At 60.8% G+C, this 19482-nt stretch carries 18 protein-coding genes; 12 read left to right on the forward strand and 6 right to left on the reverse strand.

Annotated features, from left to right (window positions below; genetic code table 11):
- Nucleotides 1-548: 548 nt before the first annotated feature.
- Nucleotides 549-755 carry a hypothetical protein gene (locus PH552_RS28625; protein ID WP_113250077.1) on the forward strand — a complete coding sequence of 69 codons (207 nt, stop codon included), beginning with the start codon at nt 549-551 and terminating at the stop codon, nt 753-755.
- A gap of 65 nt (nt 756-820) precedes the next feature.
- On the opposite strand, the gene PH552_RS28630 is transcribed toward PH552_RS28625, so the two are convergent.
- A complete protein-coding gene (locus tag PH552_RS28630) occupies nt 821-2173 on the reverse strand; it encodes an ATP-binding protein (RefSeq protein WP_113250078.1) in 1353 nt (450 codons plus the stop codon).
- 3 nt (nt 2174-2176) lie between these two features.
- Nucleotides 2177-2896: a response regulator gene (locus PH552_RS28635; protein WP_113250079.1), complete on the reverse strand. Its 720-nt coding sequence runs from the start codon at nt 2894-2896 to the stop codon at nt 2177-2179.
- Between the two features lie 360 nt (nt 2897-3256).
- Between PH552_RS28635 and PH552_RS28640 the strand changes: the two genes are divergently transcribed.
- The 4 genes from PH552_RS28640 (at nt 3257) to PH552_RS28655 (ending at nt 7648) form a co-directional block, all read left to right on the forward strand.
- Nucleotides 3257-4057, forward strand: coding sequence for a pseudouridine synthase (locus tag PH552_RS28640; RefSeq protein WP_113250103.1), 801 nt, complete (start codon nt 3257-3259; stop codon nt 4055-4057).
- 13 nt (nt 4058-4070) lie between these two features.
- Nucleotides 4071-4754 (forward strand): phosphoribosyltransferase, encoded by a 684-nt coding sequence (locus tag PH552_RS28645; protein WP_113250080.1) that lies wholly within the window; start codon nt 4071-4073, stop codon nt 4752-4754.
- A gap of 145 nt (nt 4755-4899) precedes the next feature.
- Nucleotides 4900-5844, forward strand: coding sequence for a phosphoribosylaminoimidazolesuccinocarboxamide synthase (locus PH552_RS28650; protein ID WP_113250104.1), 945 nt, complete (start codon nt 4900-4902; stop codon nt 5842-5844).
- A 352-nt stretch (nt 5845-6196) separates the two neighbouring features.
- A complete protein-coding gene (locus PH552_RS28655) occupies nt 6197-7648 on the forward strand; it encodes an efflux transporter outer membrane subunit (protein ID WP_113250081.1) in 1452 nt (483 codons plus the stop codon).
- A 204-nt stretch (nt 7649-7852) separates the two neighbouring features.
- On the opposite strand, the gene PH552_RS28660 is transcribed toward PH552_RS28655, so the two are convergent.
- The gene (locus PH552_RS28660) at nt 7853-8182 is read right to left on the reverse strand and encodes a hypothetical protein (protein ID WP_162736974.1); all 330 of its coding nucleotides are present in this window, start codon (nt 8180-8182) and stop codon (nt 7853-7855) included.
- 169 nt (nt 8183-8351) lie between these two features.
- On the opposite strand from PH552_RS28660, the gene PH552_RS28665 reads away from it, so the two are divergent.
- A complete protein-coding gene (locus PH552_RS28665; RefSeq protein ID WP_113250082.1) occupies nt 8352-9209 on the forward strand; it encodes an SH3 domain-containing protein in 858 nt (285 codons plus the stop codon).
- Nucleotides 9210-9475: 266 nt separating this feature from the next.
- Here the strand turns inward: PH552_RS28665 and PH552_RS28670 are convergent, their stop codons facing one another.
- From PH552_RS28670 to PH552_RS28680, 3 genes are all read right to left on the reverse strand, one after another.
- Entirely contained in the window at nt 9476-9718 is a 243-nt protein-coding gene (locus tag PH552_RS28670; RefSeq protein ID WP_113250083.1) for a DUF982 domain-containing protein, read from the reverse strand.
- Nucleotides 9719-9948: 230 nt separating this feature from the next.
- Entirely contained in the window at nt 9949-10071 is a 123-nt protein-coding gene (locus PH552_RS28675) for a hypothetical protein (protein WP_257714005.1), read from the reverse strand.
- A 107-nt stretch (nt 10072-10178) separates the two neighbouring features.
- Nucleotides 10179-10367 carry a hypothetical protein gene (locus PH552_RS28680; RefSeq protein ID WP_112340108.1) on the reverse strand — a complete coding sequence of 63 codons (189 nt, stop codon included), beginning with the start codon at nt 10365-10367 and terminating at the stop codon, nt 10179-10181.
- Between the two features lie 347 nt (nt 10368-10714).
- On the opposite strand from PH552_RS28680, the gene PH552_RS28685 reads away from it, so the two are divergent.
- From PH552_RS28685 to PH552_RS28710, 6 genes are all read left to right on the forward strand, one after another.
- On the forward strand, nt 10715-13123 hold the full coding sequence (locus PH552_RS28685; RefSeq protein ID WP_285166459.1) for a transglycosylase domain-containing protein: 2409 nt from the start codon (nt 10715-10717) through the stop codon (nt 13121-13123).
- A gap of 442 nt (nt 13124-13565) precedes the next feature.
- Entirely contained in the window at nt 13566-15482 is a 1917-nt protein-coding gene (gene dnaK / locus PH552_RS28690) for a molecular chaperone DnaK (protein ID WP_112340106.1), read from the forward strand.
- Nucleotides 15483-15564: 82 nt separating this feature from the next.
- Nucleotides 15565-16710, forward strand: a complete 1146-nt coding sequence (dnaJ, locus tag PH552_RS28695; RefSeq protein ID WP_112340105.1) for a molecular chaperone DnaJ — start codon at nt 15565-15567, stop codon at nt 16708-16710.
- A 353-nt stretch (nt 16711-17063) separates the two neighbouring features.
- The gene (recF, locus tag PH552_RS28700) at nt 17064-18191 is read left to right on the forward strand and encodes a DNA replication/repair protein RecF (protein WP_285166460.1); all 1128 of its coding nucleotides are present in this window, start codon (nt 17064-17066) and stop codon (nt 18189-18191) included.
- Between the two features lie 36 nt (nt 18192-18227).
- Entirely contained in the window at nt 18228-18998 is a 771-nt protein-coding gene (locus tag PH552_RS28705) for a molybdopterin-synthase adenylyltransferase MoeB (protein WP_285166461.1), read from the forward strand.
- A gap of 5 nt (nt 18999-19003) precedes the next feature.
- Entirely contained in the window at nt 19004-19474 is a 471-nt protein-coding gene (locus tag PH552_RS28710) for a GNAT family N-acetyltransferase (RefSeq protein WP_285166489.1), read from the forward strand.
- Nucleotides 19475-19482: the final 8 nt, after the last annotated feature.

Raw genomic sequence — 19482 nt, forward strand, 5'->3', positions numbered from 1 at the left:
CCGGTCCCGCAAGCTTCGCCGCCCACGTTTCTCTTTCTTCTCATCTTCAATTGTCAAATAACCGACCAGTAAACCCAGTCAAAAATAGCATTCCCACCAATCCCAAGCCTCAGCCCAGAACCACCAATCAGCATCGCAGCCAATCCAGGAAACACCAGAGCGAGAGACTTCGTCGCCAGCAGCGCCGCCGCCCTCGTCAGTGATCGGGCTTATAGACCCTACCTCCGAACCAAGTCAACACTCCAGCTGTAAAAATTCTGACATTTTTGTAAGTGATTGAATGGAAAAGAGGATTTGTGCTGGAGACGGGAAATGGCGGAAGGTTTTCCTCACAGACCTCGAAAAAGTTTGTCCAAGTGGTCAAAATTTCCATGCGGGTGCCTTATCGCGAGCTTCTGATGATCTAGCCCTTTCAAATCCAATCAACCCGCTCATTGCGACCTTCGGGTAGCGATACGAACCCGCCGATACGCAACTCCCGCACAAGCCTCAGAAAAACCGAGATTTTACATAAGCTTTCTGCTATATATTAGAGAAGGGAGGAAACAATGCATACAACAAGACCAGAAAGCATCATCGAAGTCAGTTTCGTCAGCGCCAATGGCCGACGCGCGCTCGGCATCATGAGCATGCGCCAGGCATTGGATCTGCCCGACCTGCCGAGCTTTACCTATACCCATCCGGACCCGCTGAAAGCGGCAGCCGGTATCGTGCTGAGCCAGGAAGAGCTCAGGAAATTCCTGACCTGCCACTGAGCAGGCACTGTTCGCACAACACGTCGATCGCGCATCTGCTCGATTGTAAAATAATCGCGCCTATTTCAGGCTGCTTTCCTTTGCATCACCGCCAGCGGCAATAGAACAACGGCATTCAGCCCACCTCCCTCGCGATCCTCCAGGCAGAACATGCCGCCATGTGCATCGACAATCTGGCGAACGATCGCAAGGCCCAGACCGCTGCCGCCGAGATCGCGATTGCGCGATTCTTCGAGCCGCACGAAGGGCTCGAGCACTTCTTTGCGCCGGTCTGCCGGAATGCCCGGCCCACGATCTCCGACGATGATGGCGGCCTGATCTCCGCGACGTTCGACGGCGAGATCGGCCCTACAGCCGTAGCGCAAGGCATTGTCTATGAGATTGTCCAATACGCGCACCAGAGCGGTCTCCGTCATGGTCACCGCGACCGGCTGCCCGATCGGCGTGAAGACGACAAGACCCTGTCCGTCGTGCCGCTCCGCCAGGTGGTCGAAAATGGCTGCGTCGAGATCGGCAATGGTCTTGCCGTCCGAAACGACGGTGCTGCGGGCAAAGCCCAGAGCATCCTCCACCAGCCGCTGCATGGCTTCGACATCGGCAATCGCCCGATCACGATGCGGCGTGTCGGGCATCATTTCCATGCGCAGGCGGAAGCGGGTGAGATAGGTCCTCAGATCATGCGAGATTGCTCCGAGGATTAGGGTACGATTATTGACCAAGGCGGAAATGCGCAGCTGCATGGCGTTGATCGCCTTGATCAGCATGCGCAGCTCGCAGGCTCCCCTTTCCGGAATATGAACCGGCTGCAATCCGTTGCCGATCGAGTTGACGGTGCGGGACAAGCGCGTCAAGGGCCGGGTTTCGCGCGCCACCGCGACAATGGCGATGACCGCAACCAGCATGCCGAGGATGCCCGAGATAAGGCCGATAGGAATTCCGTGCAATCGAACGGTCGGGGTCTCGGGAAGATCGAAGACCGCAATCTTGCCGCCCGCGACGCCGATCGACACTTCCATGATCCGGTCCGGCGCACCGACCGAGAACCAGCCCTGCGGCTCTTCCGACAGCGAGCGCATGTTGAAGTAACGATTGCCGAAGGCGATGTTGGCGAATTCACGCGCCAGCTTGCCGGTGAGCGTCAGATGCGAAGTCTCGCTCTTCTGACCGGCTGCCGGCGCATCGGCGAGCCGGATCGCCAGACCATTGGCATTCAGCGCCCGCACGGCCATCGGCTGCGTCTCCGGCGGGACGGCATCGAGAAGACGGACCGCCGTCTTGACTCGCATGGCTGGCGACAGCTCCGGATTGAACGACGTATCCGGCTTCAGCTGGGCGGCGGCGAAAGCCGCGAGCTGTATGACGAACAATGCCACGGCGACGATCATGATGATGCGGGCGACGAGACCGAGTTTCAGCATGGCTCAGACATCCTTCACGTCCGTGGTGAGAAGATAGCCGGCATTGCGCACGGTGGTGATGATATGGGCGCCATCGGGCAGGCAGTGCCCGAGCTTGGTGCGCAGGCGGGAGACCGTGACGTCGATGGTGCGATCGAAGGGGTCGGCGCCGCGGCCGCGTGTCCAGTCGAGCAATTGTTCGCGCGACAGGACGCGCCGTGGCCGCTCGAGGAAGCAGACAAGCAGATCGAACTCCGCCGTCGTCAGATGCACGACGCGTTCGCCGTCCATTTCGATGACGCGGCCGTCGAGATCGACGGTCAAGCCGGCGAAACACTTACGGCGTGACGGGATACTGGCGTCTTCCGGCCGTTCCGGCCCGGATCGCCGAAGGATGGCGCGGATGCGCGCCAGAAGCTCGCGCGGATTGAAGGGCTTGCCGAGATAATCATCCGCGCCCATTTCGAGACCGACGATGCGATCGATATCTTCCGTCTTCGCCGTCAATATAAGGATCGGCACTTTGCTGCGCGCGCGGATGCGGCGGCATACCGACAACCCGTCCTCTCCGGGCAGCATCAGGTCGAGAATGATCAGATCGGGAAAACCCTTGGACAGAACGCGATCCATGACGGCGGCGCTATCGGCCGTCTGCACGGAAAAACCCTCACGGCTCAGGAACTCCTCCAGGAGCGCCCTAATCTCGCGGTCGTCCTCGACCAGAAGAAGCGATGCGGAAACCATGGCCCTTCCATGCGGGGCGAGAGGTCGTTTTGGCAACAGGGAAACGGCCAGCGTTACAAACTGTAACAAATTTCTCCTCTTTTGAAAAACACCAGCAAAAGAAGCAGTGCAGGTTTTCGGGCAAGGGCTATCCCTCCGGAGCGAATGGCGGCAGCCCTGCCGTCTACCCGACCCCATCGCCCGCTCCGGCCCACGACAGGGCTCGCATCCACGAAGTGCGAGCCCTGTTTGCGTTTCAATAGTCTCTTCCCGCACAATGCGGTTTGCGTCCCCGCCGCCGCCATGCGAAAGGATGTCCTTCCCGGGCGCAACGCCCGGCCACGCGATGAAGACAGCAACGATGATCATGAGGCAGAACGGGTGAGCCAGCGGCAATCACCGCAAAGATCCGGCAGGGCGGCGAAGCGCGCCCAGGAGCCCGAAGGCAAGCGCGTGACCTTGCCGCGAGCGCTTTCCAAGCTCGGCTACTGCTCCCGCACCCAGGCGGAGGCGCTGATTACCGCCGGCCGTGTCAGCGTGGATGGCCGGAAGATCGCGGATCCCACTACCTGGGTCGATCTGGAGCATTCGAAATTCGCGGTCGATGGCAGAGAGATATCAGCGGAAAAGAAGCTCTATTTCATGCTGAACAAGCCACGCGGGCTGGTGACCACCCGCGATGACCCCGAAGGGCGGCCGACGGTCTATGATTGCCTCAAGGAGATCGATGCCCGGCACCTCGCGCCAGTTGGACGGCTGGACAAGGCGAGCGAAGGGCTGCTGCTCTTCACCAATGATACGGTGCTGGCCCAGTCCCTGCTCGATCCCGTCAGCCATGTCGGCAAGGCCTATCACGTGCAGGTCGACCGCATCATGGATCAGGAACAGCTTGCGCGCATGGAGCGCGGCATCGTCGACGACGGCGAGCTTCTGACGGCAAGCTCAGCCCGCCTGCTGCGCAGCGGCGATCGCAACAGCTGGATCGAAGTGGAACTCAAGGAGGGCCGCAACCGACAGATCCGGCGCATGCTGGAGGCGCTTGGCATCGAATGCCTGCGGCTGGTGCGTGTCGCCTTTGGCGATATCGCGCTCGGCGATCTGCCGAAGGGCGGCGTGCGGGCCTTGACCGAGGCCGAAATCCTTGGCCTGCGCCGGCGCGCCGGAATGAAAGTCAACAGATAGAAGGCGGAATGCAATGCAACCCCACGATTTCTGGCAGGAGCTGCATGCACCCGGCAGCTTCGACCTGATGGAGGAGCGAGCGGATTTCCATGTGGCCGAACTGCCGGACGGACGTCAATTACGCCTGCCGATCCGCGTACTCGGGGACGGCGAACACGCGCTGGCATCGCTCATCATTAATCAGTCGAGCTTTACCGTGCTGGAGGCGCTGGCGGCAGCATTGGCAGCGCGGATCGCGGCTCACGATATCGAGGTCGTCGCAGGATTGCCGACGCTCGGGCTGACGCTGGCGGCAGCGGTGGCGCGCGCGCTCGGTCATGCGCGCTATGTGCCGCTCGGAACATCGCGCAAGTTCTGGTATCGCGAGGAGTTGTCGGTCCCGCTTTCCTCGATCACCACGCCGAACCAGGAGAAGCGTCTCTATATAGACCCACGAATGCTGCCGCTGCTGGAAGGAAAGCGCGTCGCGCTGATCGACGATGTCATTTCCAGCGGCGCCTCGATCGTCTCCGGGCTTTCTCTCCTGACGTCCTGCGGCATCGAGCCTGCGGTGATCGGGGCGGCCATGCTGCAATCCGAGCGCTGGCGCGATCGTGTCGATATCGACGGCAAGCAATGGAGCGAGCGGATCGTCGGCGTCTTTTCCACGCCGATCCTCGAACGAAGCGAAAACGGCTGCTGGCGCCAGCCGAACTGACGGCTTTTGGCCGGCGCGACGAGGCGACCAGCAACGGATTACATATTATAATATAGGAAGACCGTTCCGATTCCGGCCGTGATGCGCTAAGGGTCCGCTCAAGAAGCGTCCGTCAGGCGGATGCACGAGCTTGTTGGTGGACACGTTGCGAATTCTCTCCGAAGCCCATTTTCCGGAATTGCCCAACTACTATCGCGGCAAGGTGCGCGAGAATTACGACCTGCCCGACGGCAGCCGCATCATTATCAGCACCGATCGGCTCAGTGCCTTCGACCGCATCCTCACGTGCATTCCCTACAAGGGCCAGGTCCTGACGCAAACCGCGCGCTACTGGTTCGAACAGACACGCGACATCTGCCCGAACCATGTGATCGACTATCCGGACCCGAATGTCGTCGTCGGCAAGCGGCTGAATATCCTTCCGGTCGAAATCGTCGTCCGCGGCTATCTCGCCGGCACGACCGGTACGTCCATCTTGACGCTCTACAAGAAAGGCCAGCGGGAAATGTACGGAATCACGCTGCCTGACGGCATGCGCGACAACCAGATCCTGCCGGAGCCGATCATCACGCCGACCAGCAAGGAATTCGACGGCGGTCACGACGAGCCCCTCACGCCGACTGAAATCGTCGAACACGGGCTTCTGACGCAAAAGCAATGGCAGACGTTGTCTGACTATGCCCTTGCCCTGTTCGCACGAGGGCAGGAAATCGCCCGCAAGCGCGGACTGATCCTCGTCGATACGAAATATGAATTCGGGACCGACGAAAACGGAACCATCATCCTCGCCGATGAAATCCATACGCCCGACAGCAGCCGCTATTGGCTGGCCGGCAGCTATCAGGAGCGTTTCGAAAAGGGCATGCGCCCGGAAAGCTTCGACAAGGATTTCGTCCGCGCCTGGGTCACAGAGCGTTGCGATCCCTACAAGGATGAGATTCCCGAAATCCCGGGCGAGCTCATCGAAGAGACGTCCAAGGTCTATATCCGCGCCTTCGAAGCGATTACAGGCACCCCTTTCGTGCCTGACGATCGCGGTGCAACACCGCGTGACCGGGTTCGCGCAAGCCTCGCCCGCTATTTCCCTTAAAGCGATGGTCTGGACCATCGCTCAGCTGAATCGGTACGCCGAAACTTCGCGGAAGTTGTGGTGTGTGGGAGTTTTTGCGCCTCTTGCATCTCTTGATTGCGTAGGAAGGGGTATGTTTTTTGCAACACTTCAGATTTTTTTTACCGATAAGCTGATATTTCGCCCGATCACCCATATGTTCGCTGCCGAGAATTCGTAAAAGCCACTGTGCTATTGCAAAACTCGTTGCTAGATTGACGCCGACCGCTTCGGGTCATTGTTTGTACTGCGTAAGACTGGAGCACCGGTACCTGGAGTCATGTTGACTCCGTTAAAGACACTGATCATGTAAATTGAATTGTGGGACAATGTGATGGTTTCCATTCGTACTGCCGCCCCCGCCCTGCTGCTTGTTTTGGCAGGCTGCGTCAGCGGCCCAGACCATAAGCCACCGGAAATGCCTCTCCCGGCCAAATTCTCGGAGGGCGGTACGAAGGCGAACGGCGATATCGCCGGCTCGCAATGGTGGACCGCTTTCGGCGATTCCAAGCTGAATGCCTTCGCCGCACAGGGACTTGCCCAGAACCTCAACATCCAGCAGTCGCTAGAACGCATCAACCAGGCTGAAGCGGCGGTCGTGACCGCAGGCGCTGGCGGCCTGCCGAGCCTGACGGTTACCGGCGACCACACGACCAGCGGCCAGAAGGGCTCGCTGCGCACGCAGACCGAAACGCGAAACAGCACCAGCGGCGGCGCCTCTGTTTCATGGCTGCTCGACCTCTGGGGCCAGTATCGCCGCGCAACGGAAAGCGCCAACGCCTCGCTCGATGCCGCCTATTCCAACGTCGATACCGCGCGCCTGACCTATCTGCAGGACCTGGCCACCAGCTATGTCAATGCCCGCTACTATCAGGCGCTGGTGGCAATCGCCCGCGAAAACCTGAAGTCCCGGCGCGACACGCTTTCGCTGACCAAGTTCCAGCTCGAAGCCGGCGCTGCCTCGCGCCTCGACGTCGTCCAGGCCGAAGGCCTCGTCAACTCGACGCTGTCGACGATTCCCGGCTTCGAGATCAGCTACCGCCAGGCGGTGCATCACATCGCAACCCTGCTCAACGTGCCTTCGTCCACGATCATCGCGCAGATGCAGGGCGGCGGCAGCCAGCCGGTATTCCGCGGCAGCGTCCGCACCGGCGTCCCGGCCGATCTCATCCGCAACCGTCCTGACATTCGCGCCGCAGAGCGGAACCTTGCCGCCGCGACCGCCCAGATTGGCGTTGCTGAAGCGAAGCTCTTCCCGTCGATCACGCTCAGCGGTGCGATCTCGCCGTCCTATATCCATAGCCCGTCCGCAAGCGGCAGCCTCACCAGCTGGTCGTTCGGCCCGGCGCTGAACCTGCCGATCTTCGACGGCGGCACGCTGCGCGCCGGTGTCAAGAGCGCGGAATCGTCCAGCCGCGAACAATACATTGTCTGGCAGCAGACGGTGAGAACCGCGATCCAGGACGTTGAAAACGCCCTATCGGCGGTGACCCGCGATGCGCAGACGGTTGCGGCCCTGCACGCTCAGGTCAAGTCCTACCAGGAAGCCCTGCAGCTCTCGACCGCCAGCTATAAGGATGGCGCGTCTTCGCTGCTCGACGTTCTGGACGCCCAGCGCAACGTGACCAGCGCTCAGCAGAGCCTTGCTCAGGCGGTTCAGCAGAGCGCCATCGACTATATCTCGCTGAACGTCGCGATCGGTGCCGGCTACGTGCCAGCTGGCAAAACAACCGTGGCCGCGGCTCCGGCCAAGGTCGTCAAGGTCGCTGCCAAGAAGGCGAACTGACAAGGTCGCCCGGCCCGCCGGGCACTTTGCTTGAACTGAAAGCCTAAAGCGAAAACCGCCGCGTTCTCCGCGGCGGTTTTTCTTTTGATGCCGAAGAGATGATGGAGCTTCCGTGCTGAAACTGAAAATGGCGCGCTCCGCTTGCGCAAGAGCACGCCATCGCAAAAACAAAAAGGCCGGAATAACCCGGCCTTTCGCCATCCGCTATCGCATCAGTGCCAGTACATCCGTGGTCAAAGGCAATGCGGAACTGCAGCCAGATTGATCATGAAAGGTTAACCAAAGGTCAACTTCGCTTCCAAAACCATGATGAACGAAAACGGCTCGCTTTGAAGCGCGCCAGCCGCCCTCGGCTGCATGACTGATGTCTATATCGGCGGGCAAGGCGGCAATTTCAAGGCCGTCATCCGAAATTCTCCGACCGATCTCTCCACTGACTGCCGCCAGTGACACCACACGCTTCAGCCACAACCGGGCCATCGCAACGAATCCAGCAGATTTTCCGGCCACCGCAAGCCATCGTTCAAGCTGCATTCATGCGAATGCCTCTAAAACACATGTAAAGATTGAAGGATCACCATGGAATCCTATCCGATTCCGTGCATGAGCGACTTTTATCTTACCGGCGCCGGGGTAGGCGCATGAGATGCGGAAGACATTCGTTGGCGGTTTCGCGACAACGGTGCGCAAAGGGAGATTATTCATGAGGTTCAAGGTTCTTGCCGCAAGCTTGCTGGCCGCATTCATTGCGTTGCCGGCCGTTGCGGAAGCCGCGGAGGGCTTTGCCACCGCAAACGTCAACATGCGGTCAGGTCCGAGCACGGCCTATCCGGCCGTGACGATGATTCCCGTCGGAGCGCCGCTGCAGATCAACGGCTGCCTCAACGAGACGCCTTGGTGCGATGTCTCGTTCTACGGCGGTCGCGGATGGGTGGCTGGCCGCTACATCCAGGCCACCTATCAATCACGCCGCATCTATGTCGGCCCGCAATATTATCGGCCGCTCGGCATTCCGACGGTGGTTTTCAACTTCGATGATTACTGGGGTCGCTACTATCGCGGCCGCGACTTCTATCGTGACCGTGACCGCTGGCGGCGTGGCCCCGGCTGGGTCGATCGTCGGCCCGACCGCGGCTGGGATCGCGGATCGGACTGGGATAACGGCCCGGACCGCAATTGGGACCGCCGTCCCTACCGCAATCGCGATTGGGACGATGATTCGGATCGCAACTGGGACCGTCGCCCCGATCGCGACTGGGATCGGCAGCGCGACGACAATCGTAACTGGGGCCGTCAGCGGCCGGACAACAACCAGGACTGGGATAACCGGTCGGACCGCCCGCGCGACAACAACCGCCCCCGCCCGGAACCCCAGCGTCAGCCGCCTCAGGCTCAGCCACAACCTCAGCCGCAGCCGCAGCCGCAGCCGCAGCCGCAGCCGCAGCCGCAGAACAATCCACGACAGGAGACGCGTACGCCAGGCCCCTATAGCCCGGATCACAAGGACTGCCCGGCCTCGGAACCGAATTGCCGGATGTCCGTAAGGGGTTCAAATCGCTAAGCAATTCCCGGAAATGAGCGGCATCCAGCCGGAACTGCGCGATAACAAAGAGATGGAGCGGTTCGGAGATCCCCTGAAGCTGAACCGTTCTAGCGGCGCCTTCCGGAGTCCGCAAAATCAAAGCCAGCGATCTTGGAGATCGCTGGCTTTTTGATGCGCTATTTATCGAGAAGCGGCACTCAAGCGGAAATATCTTGAACGAAATCTCTTGCGCGCCTCCAGCGGCCCGCAGGGATTGAGCGAACGGCTTGAAAATGCCGAGCGGTTCAGTGCATCTTCAGGTGCGCTTCACGCGTCGCCGAGATGAACATTTCCCGCGCCTCTTCGGCAGACTTACGACCGTCGATGGCTGCCCGGCAAAGGCTTCTTGCTGCAACATACAAAGGACCGCGCCGATCGGGCCACAGGTTGGCCATGCAATTCAATGCATCGGAAGGACCGGTCACTACCTGGAAACTACCATGAGCAAAACCGACTTCAATGGGATTGCTCCATTTGACGTGCCGCATGAATACTCCTCCTCACGCGCTACCAATTGCTTGGAACCGTCCTCCACGACGGCCACACCGTACTATAACCCCGATCAGAACTTTCGAAAATATGAAAGATTTCGAGCTTCCCGCGACATGTCGGGTAGATCTGATCGGGCAAATACGGCCCGGATGATGCCGGGGCGACGTGAATGCGGTGAACTTCCAAACCTCGACTTTGAGAAGGGTTGGTGTGCATCGCATGCGATTTACTTCTCACGGGCGATGCGCCTTGCCTCGTCCGGCGAGAAACCTGCCCGGCGGGCAAGGCGTTCCAAGCCGAATATCCGGTCGATCTGATCGACCAGCCATAGTTCGAAACGTTTCCACATTGACGCAGCCTCCTCCACTGCCGACCTTCGGTCGTAGCGGCCCACGATGTCTATCGCGTCATTTCCATCGCGCGCTCTGTATCGCGCTTGGCCTGCCAAATTTCCTTTCAGCGAAATTGCGGCGGCCTCTGCGCGTTTGAGAGCAGCTCCTGCTTTGTCGCAAAGTCGCCAAACAGCTTCTTCAGCCGGGCTTCCTCCTCTTTGCAAAGCCGGTGGCGGCGGGCAAAATCCTCGACGCTCCAGACCTCCCGCAATCTGCTCCTGTCGACTTCCTCCACCTTGATCAATGAACTCATGGGCTCGCCCTCTTTGTTGTTGTGCTCTGTTAATGTCCGAAGGGGCGAAAAGTTCCCTCTGCAGCCCGCCAGCAGGGAGCTGGAGCGATCTGGCGGTACGGGTCGGAATTGTTCTTAATTCCTCCTTAAATCGCCGCATTTACAGTTCAGGCGGGACTTGATGTCTTCACGAGGGTTCGTGAACAAATGGCGGGTAGCCGCCTTGGCAGCCATATCGGCTCTCGGGCGACCGGCCCGCTTGAAGACGGCCGAACGGTCGCAAAGATTTCTACCGCCGCTGTGATCAGCCTGATAGAAGACATAGGAACACTGGGGAATACTGGACACCGAGGTACAACCGGCCCGCAATGGCAGATAAGAAGAAATCACGCCAGAGGATAGAACCATCCTTTTCCAGCGGTCGGGAACGCATCGATGACGGATTCAATGCCGGCGAGCGCATCGTCGGCAGCAGGCGCTCGGCCAAGACATATTCGTCTTCTTCCAAAACATACTACGACGAGCCGGAACTCGACGACGACGAGGATGAAGACGACGAGGATGAGCCCGTGGTCGAAAAACCTCGCCGCACCCGCGCCCGCAGCCGGCGCAAACCGGCGCGGCGCGCCCGCCCGCGGCGCGGCTTTTTCGGCTTCATCCGCTCCACGATCTATTGGGGCCTGGTGCTCTGCCTCTGGGCCGGCATCGGCCTTGCAGGCCTTGTTGCCTATTACGGCTCGCGCATGCCAAGCGCCAGCACCTGGTCGATCCCCGAGCGCCCGCCGAACGTAAAGATCAACGATCTCGACGGCACCTTGCTCGCCAATCGCGGTACGACAGGCGGCGAAGCCGTGGCGCTTGGCGACATGTCGCCCTACATACCGGAGGCGATCGTTGCCATCGAGGACCGCCGCTTCTATTCCCATTTCGGCTTTGACCCGATCGGCCTTGGCCGCGCCGTCGTGACGAACGTCCTGACCGGACACGCCGTCCAGGGTGGCTCGACGCTCACGCAGCAGCTCGCCAAGAACCTGTTCCTCTCGCCGGACCGCACGCTGGAGCGCAAGGTGCAGGAAGTGCTGCTGGCGCTGTGGCTGGAGCACAAATACACCAAGGACCAGATCCTGACGATGTACCTGAACCGCGTCTATTTCGGCTCCAACGCCTATGGCGTCGAGGCGGCTTCGCGGCGCTACTTCAACAAGTCGGCCAAGGACGTAAACCTCGGCGAGGCAGCCATGCTCGCCGGCCTGGTCAAGGCGCCCTCTCGGCTGTCGCCGGCCCGCGATCCGGCTGCCGCCGAGGCTCGCGCGCAGCTGGTGCTACAGGCGATGCATGATCAGGGCTTCATCTCCGAGGCCGACATCAAGACCGCCATGTCGCAGCCGCCGACCCGTTCGAAAAGCTATTGGACAGGTGCCGAGAACTATGTCGCAGACATGGTCATGGACCAGCTTCCAAAGCTGATCGGCGGCGACATCAAGGAAGACCTGATCGTCGACACCACGCTCGATATGTCGCTTGAGGAGAAGGCCGAGAAGGCGCTGGAAGACGTGCTTGCCAAGGACGGCAAGAAGCTGAGTGCCTCGCAGGCCTCGCTCGTCTCCGTCGATGCGACGGGCGCCATCCGCGCGCTCGTCGGCGGCCGCGACTATGCGCAGAGCCAATTCAACCGCGCCGTCACCGCCAAGCGCCAGCCGGGTTCCGCCTTCAAGCCGTTCGTCTATACCGCCGCACTGGAAGCAGGGCTGACGCCCAATTCGATCCGCAACGATATGCCGGTGAAAATCGGCAATTGGGCGCCCGAGAACTACGAACAGCGCTATAACGGTCCCGTGACACTCGCCACCGCAGTGGCCCAATCGCTGAACACGGTTGCGGCCCAGCTCGTCGCCGAGATCGGGCCGGATCAGGTCATCAAGGTCGCCCGCAGGCTCGGCATAGAATCAGACCTGCAGGCCAATGCTTCGATTGCGCTTGGTACGTCCGAAGTGTCGCTGCTGGAACTGACTTCCGCCTATGCCACGTTCATGAACGGCGGCTTCAAGGTGGCGCCGCATGTCATCACCAAGGTGACAACCGCTTCCGGCAAGGTGCTCTACCAGGCCAATACCGACAATCCTGAGCGGGTGCTGAACCCGGATATCGTTGCCAACATGAACGCTATGATGGCCGGCGTCATCGCCTACGGCACCGGCAAGGCGGCCCGCATTCCCGGCTGGCAGGCGGCAGGCAAGTCGGGAACGACGCAGTCCTTCCGCGACGCGCTTTTCGTCGGCTTCACCAGCCATCTGACGACAGGCGTCTGGTTCGGCAATGACGACGGCAAGTCGATGCGCAAGGTCACCGGCGGTGGGCTGCCGGCCAAGGCATGGAAGGAGTTCATGGTCGCCGCCCACAAGGGCATTACGCCGACGCCGATCTTCGGCGGCGGCCAGATCATCGACAACGGCCCGCCGATGGCGCAGGCGCCGAATGGCGACCAGCCGATGACGATCGGCAATATCATCTCGGGCGCCGCCGATGACGGCCAGGTCGTGCAGCAACCGACACTGCGGCAGAGACCGATCCAGCCCCAGATCGTCAACCAGACCGCGATCAATGACGACCCGCAGGACCTGCCGCCGGCGAACCTTGCCGACGACACCAATCCCTACAGCTCCTACTCTTATGACAGCGGCGATATCCCGCCGGCGGACATTGGCGACAGCGGCGCTCCGGTCGCAACGGCGCGGCCGCATCGCTCCTCGCTGCTCGACGTCATCCTGGGCCGATAAAATCGCAATTTTTGTGCCCACAGCGCTGCGCGTCATATATGGCGCGGTAGAGCGGGATGTCGAAAAGTGTGAGCAGTTTGCGGACGACATCCCGCCCTAACTTTTTGATTTAGAGCCGCTCCATGATTTTACGCCTAAATCGATCCCGATTTAAGGAATTACTCAGTAGACGCTTGCATGGCCGCGGCAAGGCTGCTCTGATGCGCGGTCGCGTCAAATCCACGTGTCCTCGGCGCACATGGGGTCAGGTGGAATTTGCGCGACAAACCATTTGTTTTGCTGGATTTCGGGCAATTTCCTGCCTTGCAGTCAGTAAAACCGCTACTTATATACGCGGCATCACCGCAGTCATGGCTGCGCAATCCTCAAGACCATCCCGTAAGGGGCTGTCAATGGAATGCCTGGCAGGGGTTCCGACAGCTTGCTTCAAGGAGAGAATGACATGGCAAAAGTAATTGGTATCGACCTTGGAACGACAAATTCCTGCGTCGCCGTCATGGACGGTAAGGACGCGAAAGTGATCGAAAATGCCGAAGGCGCCCGGACCACCCCCTCCATGGTTGCCTTCACCGACGATGGTGAACGTCTCGTCGGCCAGCCGGCCAAGCGCCAGGCTGTCACCAACCCCACGAATACCCTCTTCGCTGTCAAGCGCCTCATCGGCCGCCGCTATGAAGATCCGACCGTCGAGAAGGACAAGCACCTTGTTCCCTTCAACATCGTTCGGGGCGACAATGGCGACGCCTGGGTCGAAGCCAACGGCAAGGGCTATTCGCCCGCACAGATTTCCGCAATGATCCTTCAGAAGATGAAGGAAACCGCCGAATCCTACCTCGGCGAAAAGGTCGATAAGGCCGTTATCACCGTTCCCGCATACTTTAACGACGCTCAGCGCCAGGCAACCAAGGACGCCGGCAAGATCGCCGGTCTCGAAGTCCTGCGCATCATCAACGAGCCGACCGCTGCCGCGCTCGCCTATGGCCTCGACAAGAAGGACGGCAAGACCATCGCCGTATACGACCTTGGCGGCGGCACCTTCGATATCTCCATCCTGGAAATCGGCGACGGCGTCTTCGAAGTGAAGTCGACCAACGGCGACACCTTCCTCGGCGGTGAAGACTTCGACATGCGTCTCGTCGAATACCTCGTTGCCGAGTTCAAGAAGGACAACGGCATCGACCTCAAGGGTGACAAGCTTGCCCTGCAGCGCCTTAAGGAAGCTGCCGAAAAGGCCAAGATCGAGCTGTCGTCTTCGCAGCAGACCGAAATCAACCTGCCCTTCATCACGGCAGACGCCACCGGCCCGAAGCACCTGACGCTGAAGCTGACCCGCGCCAAGCTGGAAAGCCTGGTCGACGATCTCGTTCAGCGCACCATCGCTCCGTGCAAGGCAGCGCTCAAGGATGCCGGCGTCACCGCTGCTGAAATCGATGAAGTCGTTCTCGTCGGCGGCATGAGCCGCATGCCGAAGGTACAGGAAGTCGTCAAGCAGCTGTTCGGTAAGGAGCCGCATAAGGGCGTCAACCCGGATGAAGTCGTCGCACTCGGCGCCGCCATCCAGGCCGGCGTTCTGCAGGGCGACGTCAAGGACGTTCTGCTCCTCGATGTGACCCCGCTGTCTCTCGGCATCGAAACGCTGGGCGGCGTCTTCACCCGTCTGATCGAACGCAACACGACGATCCCGACGAAGAAGTCGCAGACCTTCTCGACCGCCGACGACAACCAGTCGGCCGTGACCATCCGCGTTTCGCAGGGCGAGCGCGAAATGGCTGCAGACAACAAGCTGCTCGGCCAGTTCGACCTCGTCGGCCTGCCGCCTGCACCGCGCGGCGTACCGCAGATCGAAGTCACCTTCGATATCGACGCCAACGGCATCGTCCAGGTTTCGGCCAAGGACAAGGGTACCGGCAAGGAACAGCAAATCCGCATCCAGGCTTCCGGCGGCCTTTCCGACGCCGACATCGAGAAGATGGTCAAGGATGCGGAAGCGCATGCTGCCGAAGACAAGAAGCGCCGCGAAGGCGTCGAAGCCAAGAACCAGGCTGAAAGCCTGATCCACTCTAGCGAGAAGTCGCTGAAGGATTACGGCGACAAGGTCACGGAAGCCGATCGCACCGCGATCTCCGACGCGATCGCTGCGCTCAAGACGGCAACCGAAGCTTCCGAGCCGGACGCCGAAGACATCAAGGCCAAGACCCAGACGCTCATGGAAGTTTCCATGAAGCTCGGCCAGGCAATCTATGAGGCCCAGCAGGCGGAAGCTCCTTCGGCCGATGCCTCCGCAGCCGGCAAGGACGATGTCGTTGACGCCGACTACGAGGAAATCAAGGACGAAGACGACCGCAAGCGGTCTGCATAAGCGCGAACCGAAAGGTTCTTGAGGAGACTTGAATCCGGCTGCCTTCGGCAGCCGGAAATCCATTTCCGGGGTCTAATCCTTAATGGCAAAAGCGGATTTTTACGAGACATTGGGCGTCTCAAAAACAGCGGACGAGAAAGAGCTGAAGAGCGCCTTTCGGAAGCTGGCAATGCAATATCATCCGGACAAGAACCCGGACGACAGCAATGCCGAGCGGAAGTTCAAGGAAATCAACGAAGCCTACGAAACGCTCAAGGATCCGCAGAAGCGCGCAGCCTATGACCGCTATGGCCATGCAGCCTTCGAACATGGTGGCATGGGCGGCGGTGGCGGCTTCGGGGCCGGTTTCGGCGGCGGTGGCTTCTCCGATATTTTCGAGGATATTTTCGGCGAGATGATGGGTGGCGGCCGCTCGCGCGGACGTTCCTCCGGCGGCCGCGAACGTGGCGCCGATCTTCGATACAATATGGAAATCTCTCTCGAGGAGGCCTTTACCGGCAAGACCGCACAGATCCGGGTTCCGACCTCGATCACTTGCGATGTCTGTTCCGGCTCGGGCGCCAAGCCCGGCACACAGCCGAAGACCTGCGGCACCTGCCAGGGCTCCGGGCGTGTACGCGCTGCCCAGGGCTTCTTTTCCGTCGAGCGCACCTGCCCGACTTGCCACGGCCGCGGCCAGATCATTCCCGATCCCTGCACCAAGTGTCATGGCCAGGGCCGCGTGACCGAGGAGCGTTCGCTCTCGGTCAATATTCCCTCCGGCATCGAAGACGGCACGCGCATCCGCCTGCAGGGCGAAGGTGAAGCTGGCCTGCGCGGCGGACCGGCGGGCGATCTCTACATCTTCCTCTCCGTCAAGCCGCATGAATTCTTCCAGCGGGACGGCGCCGATCTCTACTGCGCCGTGCCGATCTCGATGACGACGGCGGCGCTCGGCGGCACTTTCGATGTCGCGACCCTCGACGGCACGAAATCGCGCGTCACCGTTCCCGAAGGCACGCAGGTCGGCAAGCAGTTCCGCCTGAAGGGCAAGGGGATGCCGGTGCTGCGCTCCAGCCAGGTCGGCGATCTCTATATCCAGATCCAGATCGAGACGCCGCAGAAGCTGACAAAGCGCCAGCGCGAGCTGCTGCAGGAGTTCGAGCAGATCTCCTCGAAGGACAACAATCCCGAATCGACGGGCTTCTTCGCCCGCATGAAGGACTTCTTCGATACGTTCAGCGACTGATTCGCGAACCAAGATGTTTCACATGAATCCGGCCGATGATTCGGCCGGATTTTTTATTTGGGCGCGCGAATCACCCGTCCTCGTGGTTCGAGGGTCGTTTCGTTCCCGCCTCACCATGAGGCTGATCTTTTGCGCCCAGTCGCGATATTCCTCCTTCCAGTTTGAGGGCTCCTTCGGACATCCACCGGATTGCTCCTTTGCGGCCGGGTGCTAGATCCGCTCCACCCTCATCCTGACCCCGTCGAAGGACGAGGGTGGCCATGGACGGTGCCATCCCATCGCCATCAATATTCCTTGCACTCCTGCGGGGTTCGGCATACGCCTCGCCCATCGACCCGGAATCCGAAAGACCCATGCCGAACAAGGTTTCCATTTCGCGCCTGAAGCTCACCGACTTCCGCAATTATGCGGCAGCGGCGCTGACGCTTGACGGGCGGCATGTGGTGCTGACCGGCGACAATGGCGCGGGTAAGACCAATCTCATGGAGGCGGTCTCGCTGCTGTCGCCCGGCCGCGGCCTGCGCCGCGCTGCCTATGCCGATGTCACTCGAGTCAATGCGCCGGGTGGCTTTTCCATCTTCGCGGAGCTCGAAGGCATGGACGGCAGCGTCGAAATCGGTACCGGCATCGACACGATGGACGAATCGACCGCCCGTCGGCTCCGAATCAACGGCACGCCGGCCAAGACCGTCGACGAGCTGACAGACCATTTGCGCGTTCTCTGGTTGACGCCGGCCATGGACGGCCTGTTTACCGGCGGCTCCTCGGAGCGCCGCCGCTTCCTCGACCGGCTGGTGCTGTCGCTCGATCCCGCCCATGGCCGCCGCGCCAGCGATTTCGAGCGCGCCATGCGCAGCCGCAACAAGCTGCTGTCCGAAAACCGATTCGATCCATCCTGGCTCGCCGGCATTGAGGAGCAGATGGCAAGCCTCGGCATTGCCATGGCGATCGCGCGGCAAGAAATGCTGGGTCTTCTCTCGCGGCTGATCGCCGAAACGCGCGAGACGACGCCGTTCCCCTCGGCAGCGCTGGAGCTTTCCGGCTTCCTGGACGGACAGTTCGACCGGCCGGCCGTCGATCTGGAGGACGCCTATGCCGATATGCTGCGTGAGGGGCGTTACCGCGATGCAGCCGCCGGCCGCACGCTGGACGGGCCGCATCGGGCCGACCTTCTGGTACGGCATTGCGAGAAAGACATGGAGGCGGAGCGCTGCTCGACGGGCGAGCAAAAAGCCTTGCTCGTCGGCCTCATCCTTGCCCATGCGCGCCTTGTCGGCAATCTGACGGGCTATGCGCCGATCCTGCTGCTCGACGAGATCGCGGCGCATCTCGACGAAGGACGGCGTGCAGCCCTCTTCGATCTCATCGACGGGCTCCGCGGCCAGGCCTTCATGACCGGCACCGACAAATCCATGTTCTCGGCTCTCGGCGAGCGAGCGCAATTCTTTACCGTGGCGCATGGCGGCATTACGGAATCCTAGCGCCTCCTTCTTCGCGATTGTGCTAAACTCCTATACATGGATCCTTTGACCTCAGACGAAATCGCCCGCTATCACCGCCATATCCTCCTGCCGGAGGTCGGCGGCGCCGGCCAGCAAAAATTGAAGGCGGCCCGCGTGCTTGTCATCGGTGCCGGCGGTCTTGGTGCGCCGGTGCTGCAATATCTCGCTGCTGCCGGTGTCGGGACACTCGGTATCGCCGATAACGACCGCGTTTCGCTGTCCAACCTGCAGCGACAGGTGATTCACGACACGGGCACGATCGGCGAGATGAAAACGCAGAGTGCGGCAGACGCCATCGCGCGGCTGAACCCGCATGTGCGCACCATCCGCTTCGAGGAGCGGTTCAGTGCCGACAGCGCCACCCGGCATCTTGCGGGCTTCGATCTCGTCATTGACGGCTCCGACAATTTCGATACGCGCTATGCGGCTGCCGATGCGACCGAAGCAGCGCGCCTGCCGCTGGTGACCGGTGCAGTCGGCCGATTCGATGGGTCGGTGACGACGCTGAAGCCTTACGAAATCGACGCGGATGGCAACCTCAATCCGCGCTATCGCGATCTGTTTCCCGCACCCCCGCCGGAAGGTCTCATTCCGAGTTGCGCGGAAGCTGGCATCATCGGCGCACTGACGGGTGTCATCGGCACGCTGATGGCGATGGAGGCGATCAAGCTCATCACGGGCATCGGCGAACCGTTGATCGGCCGCCTGCTGCTCTATGACGGGCTTTCCTCGCGCTTCGAAACCGTGCGCTATCGCCGCAAACGTGCCCGGGTTGCTGCCGAATGAGCGATATGACGCTTCGTCGCCTCGATGACGGCTTCGATCGCTGGGATGCGTTGCTGGATCTGATCCTGGCGTCCTTCGCCTATATGAACGGACGCATCGATCCGCCCTCCTCCGCACTCGCGCTGACATCCGAAACGCTGAAAGCGAAGGCACTTAGCGAGATCGCTTATGCGGCACTCGATGGCGAGCAGTTGGTCGGCTGCATTTTCTGCCGGCCGGAGGCGGAAAGCCTTTATGTCGGCAAGCTCGCCGTGCTTCCGACGGCACAGGGTAAAGGTATCGGCAAGCGACTGCTGGGCCTGGCCGAGACAACGGCGCGAGAGCTCGGCCTCAAGGCGTTGCGGCTAGAAACGCGGATTGAGCTGGTCGACAACCATGCTACCTTCGCCGCATGGGGCTTTCAGAGGACAGCCGAAAATCGCCACCCTAGCTTCGATCGCACAACATCGATCGAGATGAGCAAGACGATTGCCTAGCGCATCCT

The sequence above is a fragment of the Rhizobium aureum genome (genome assembly GCF_030182495.1).
GTDB lineage: Bacteria > Pseudomonadota > Alphaproteobacteria > Rhizobiales > Rhizobiaceae > Rhizobium > Rhizobium tropici_C.

What these genes read in the sequence shown, in the direction of transcription:
- dnaJ (WP_112340105.1), top strand. Translation starts at nt 15,565, where the DNA reads ATGGCAAAAGCGGATTTTTACGAGACATTGGGCGTCTCAAAAACAGCG.
- PH552_RS28675 (WP_257714005.1), bottom strand. Translation starts at nt 10,071, where the DNA reads ATGTGGAAACGTTTCGAACTATGGCTGGTCGATCAGATCGACCGGATA.
- PH552_RS28625 (WP_113250077.1), top strand. Translation starts at nt 549, where the DNA reads ATGCATACAACAAGACCAGAAAGCATCATCGAAGTCAGTTTCGTCAGC.
- PH552_RS28655 (WP_113250081.1), top strand. Translation starts at nt 6,197, where the DNA reads ATGGTTTCCATTCGTACTGCCGCCCCCGCCCTGCTGCTTGTTTTGGCA.
- PH552_RS28665 (WP_113250082.1), top strand. Translation starts at nt 8,352, where the DNA reads ATGAGGTTCAAGGTTCTTGCCGCAAGCTTGCTGGCCGCATTCATTGCG.
- PH552_RS28670 (WP_113250083.1), bottom strand. Translation starts at nt 9,718, where the DNA reads ATGCGGCACGTCAAATGGAGCAATCCCATTGAAGTCGGTTTTGCTCAT.
- PH552_RS28645 (WP_113250080.1), top strand. Translation starts at nt 4,071, where the DNA reads ATGCAACCCCACGATTTCTGGCAGGAGCTGCATGCACCCGGCAGCTTC.
- PH552_RS28705 (WP_285166461.1), top strand. Translation starts at nt 18,228, where the DNA reads ATGGATCCTTTGACCTCAGACGAAATCGCCCGCTATCACCGCCATATC.
- PH552_RS28635 (WP_113250079.1), bottom strand. Translation starts at nt 2,896, where the DNA reads ATGGTTTCCGCATCGCTTCTTCTGGTCGAGGACGACCGCGAGATTAGG.
- dnaK (WP_112340106.1), top strand. Translation starts at nt 13,566, where the DNA reads ATGGCAAAAGTAATTGGTATCGACCTTGGAACGACAAATTCCTGCGTC.
- PH552_RS28630 (WP_113250078.1), bottom strand. Translation starts at nt 2,173, where the DNA reads ATGCTGAAACTCGGTCTCGTCGCCCGCATCATCATGATCGTCGCCGTG.
- recF (WP_285166460.1), top strand. Translation starts at nt 17,064, where the DNA reads ATGCCGAACAAGGTTTCCATTTCGCGCCTGAAGCTCACCGACTTCCGC.
- PH552_RS28660 (WP_162736974.1), bottom strand. Translation starts at nt 8,182, where the DNA reads ATGCAGCTTGAACGATGGCTTGCGGTGGCCGGAAAATCTGCTGGATTC.
- PH552_RS28685 (WP_285166459.1), top strand. Translation starts at nt 10,715, where the DNA reads ATGGCAGATAAGAAGAAATCACGCCAGAGGATAGAACCATCCTTTTCC.
- PH552_RS28710 (WP_285166489.1), top strand. Translation starts at nt 19,004, where the DNA reads ATGACGCTTCGTCGCCTCGATGACGGCTTCGATCGCTGGGATGCGTTG.
- PH552_RS28680 (WP_112340108.1), bottom strand. Translation starts at nt 10,367, where the DNA reads ATGAGTTCATTGATCAAGGTGGAGGAAGTCGACAGGAGCAGATTGCGG.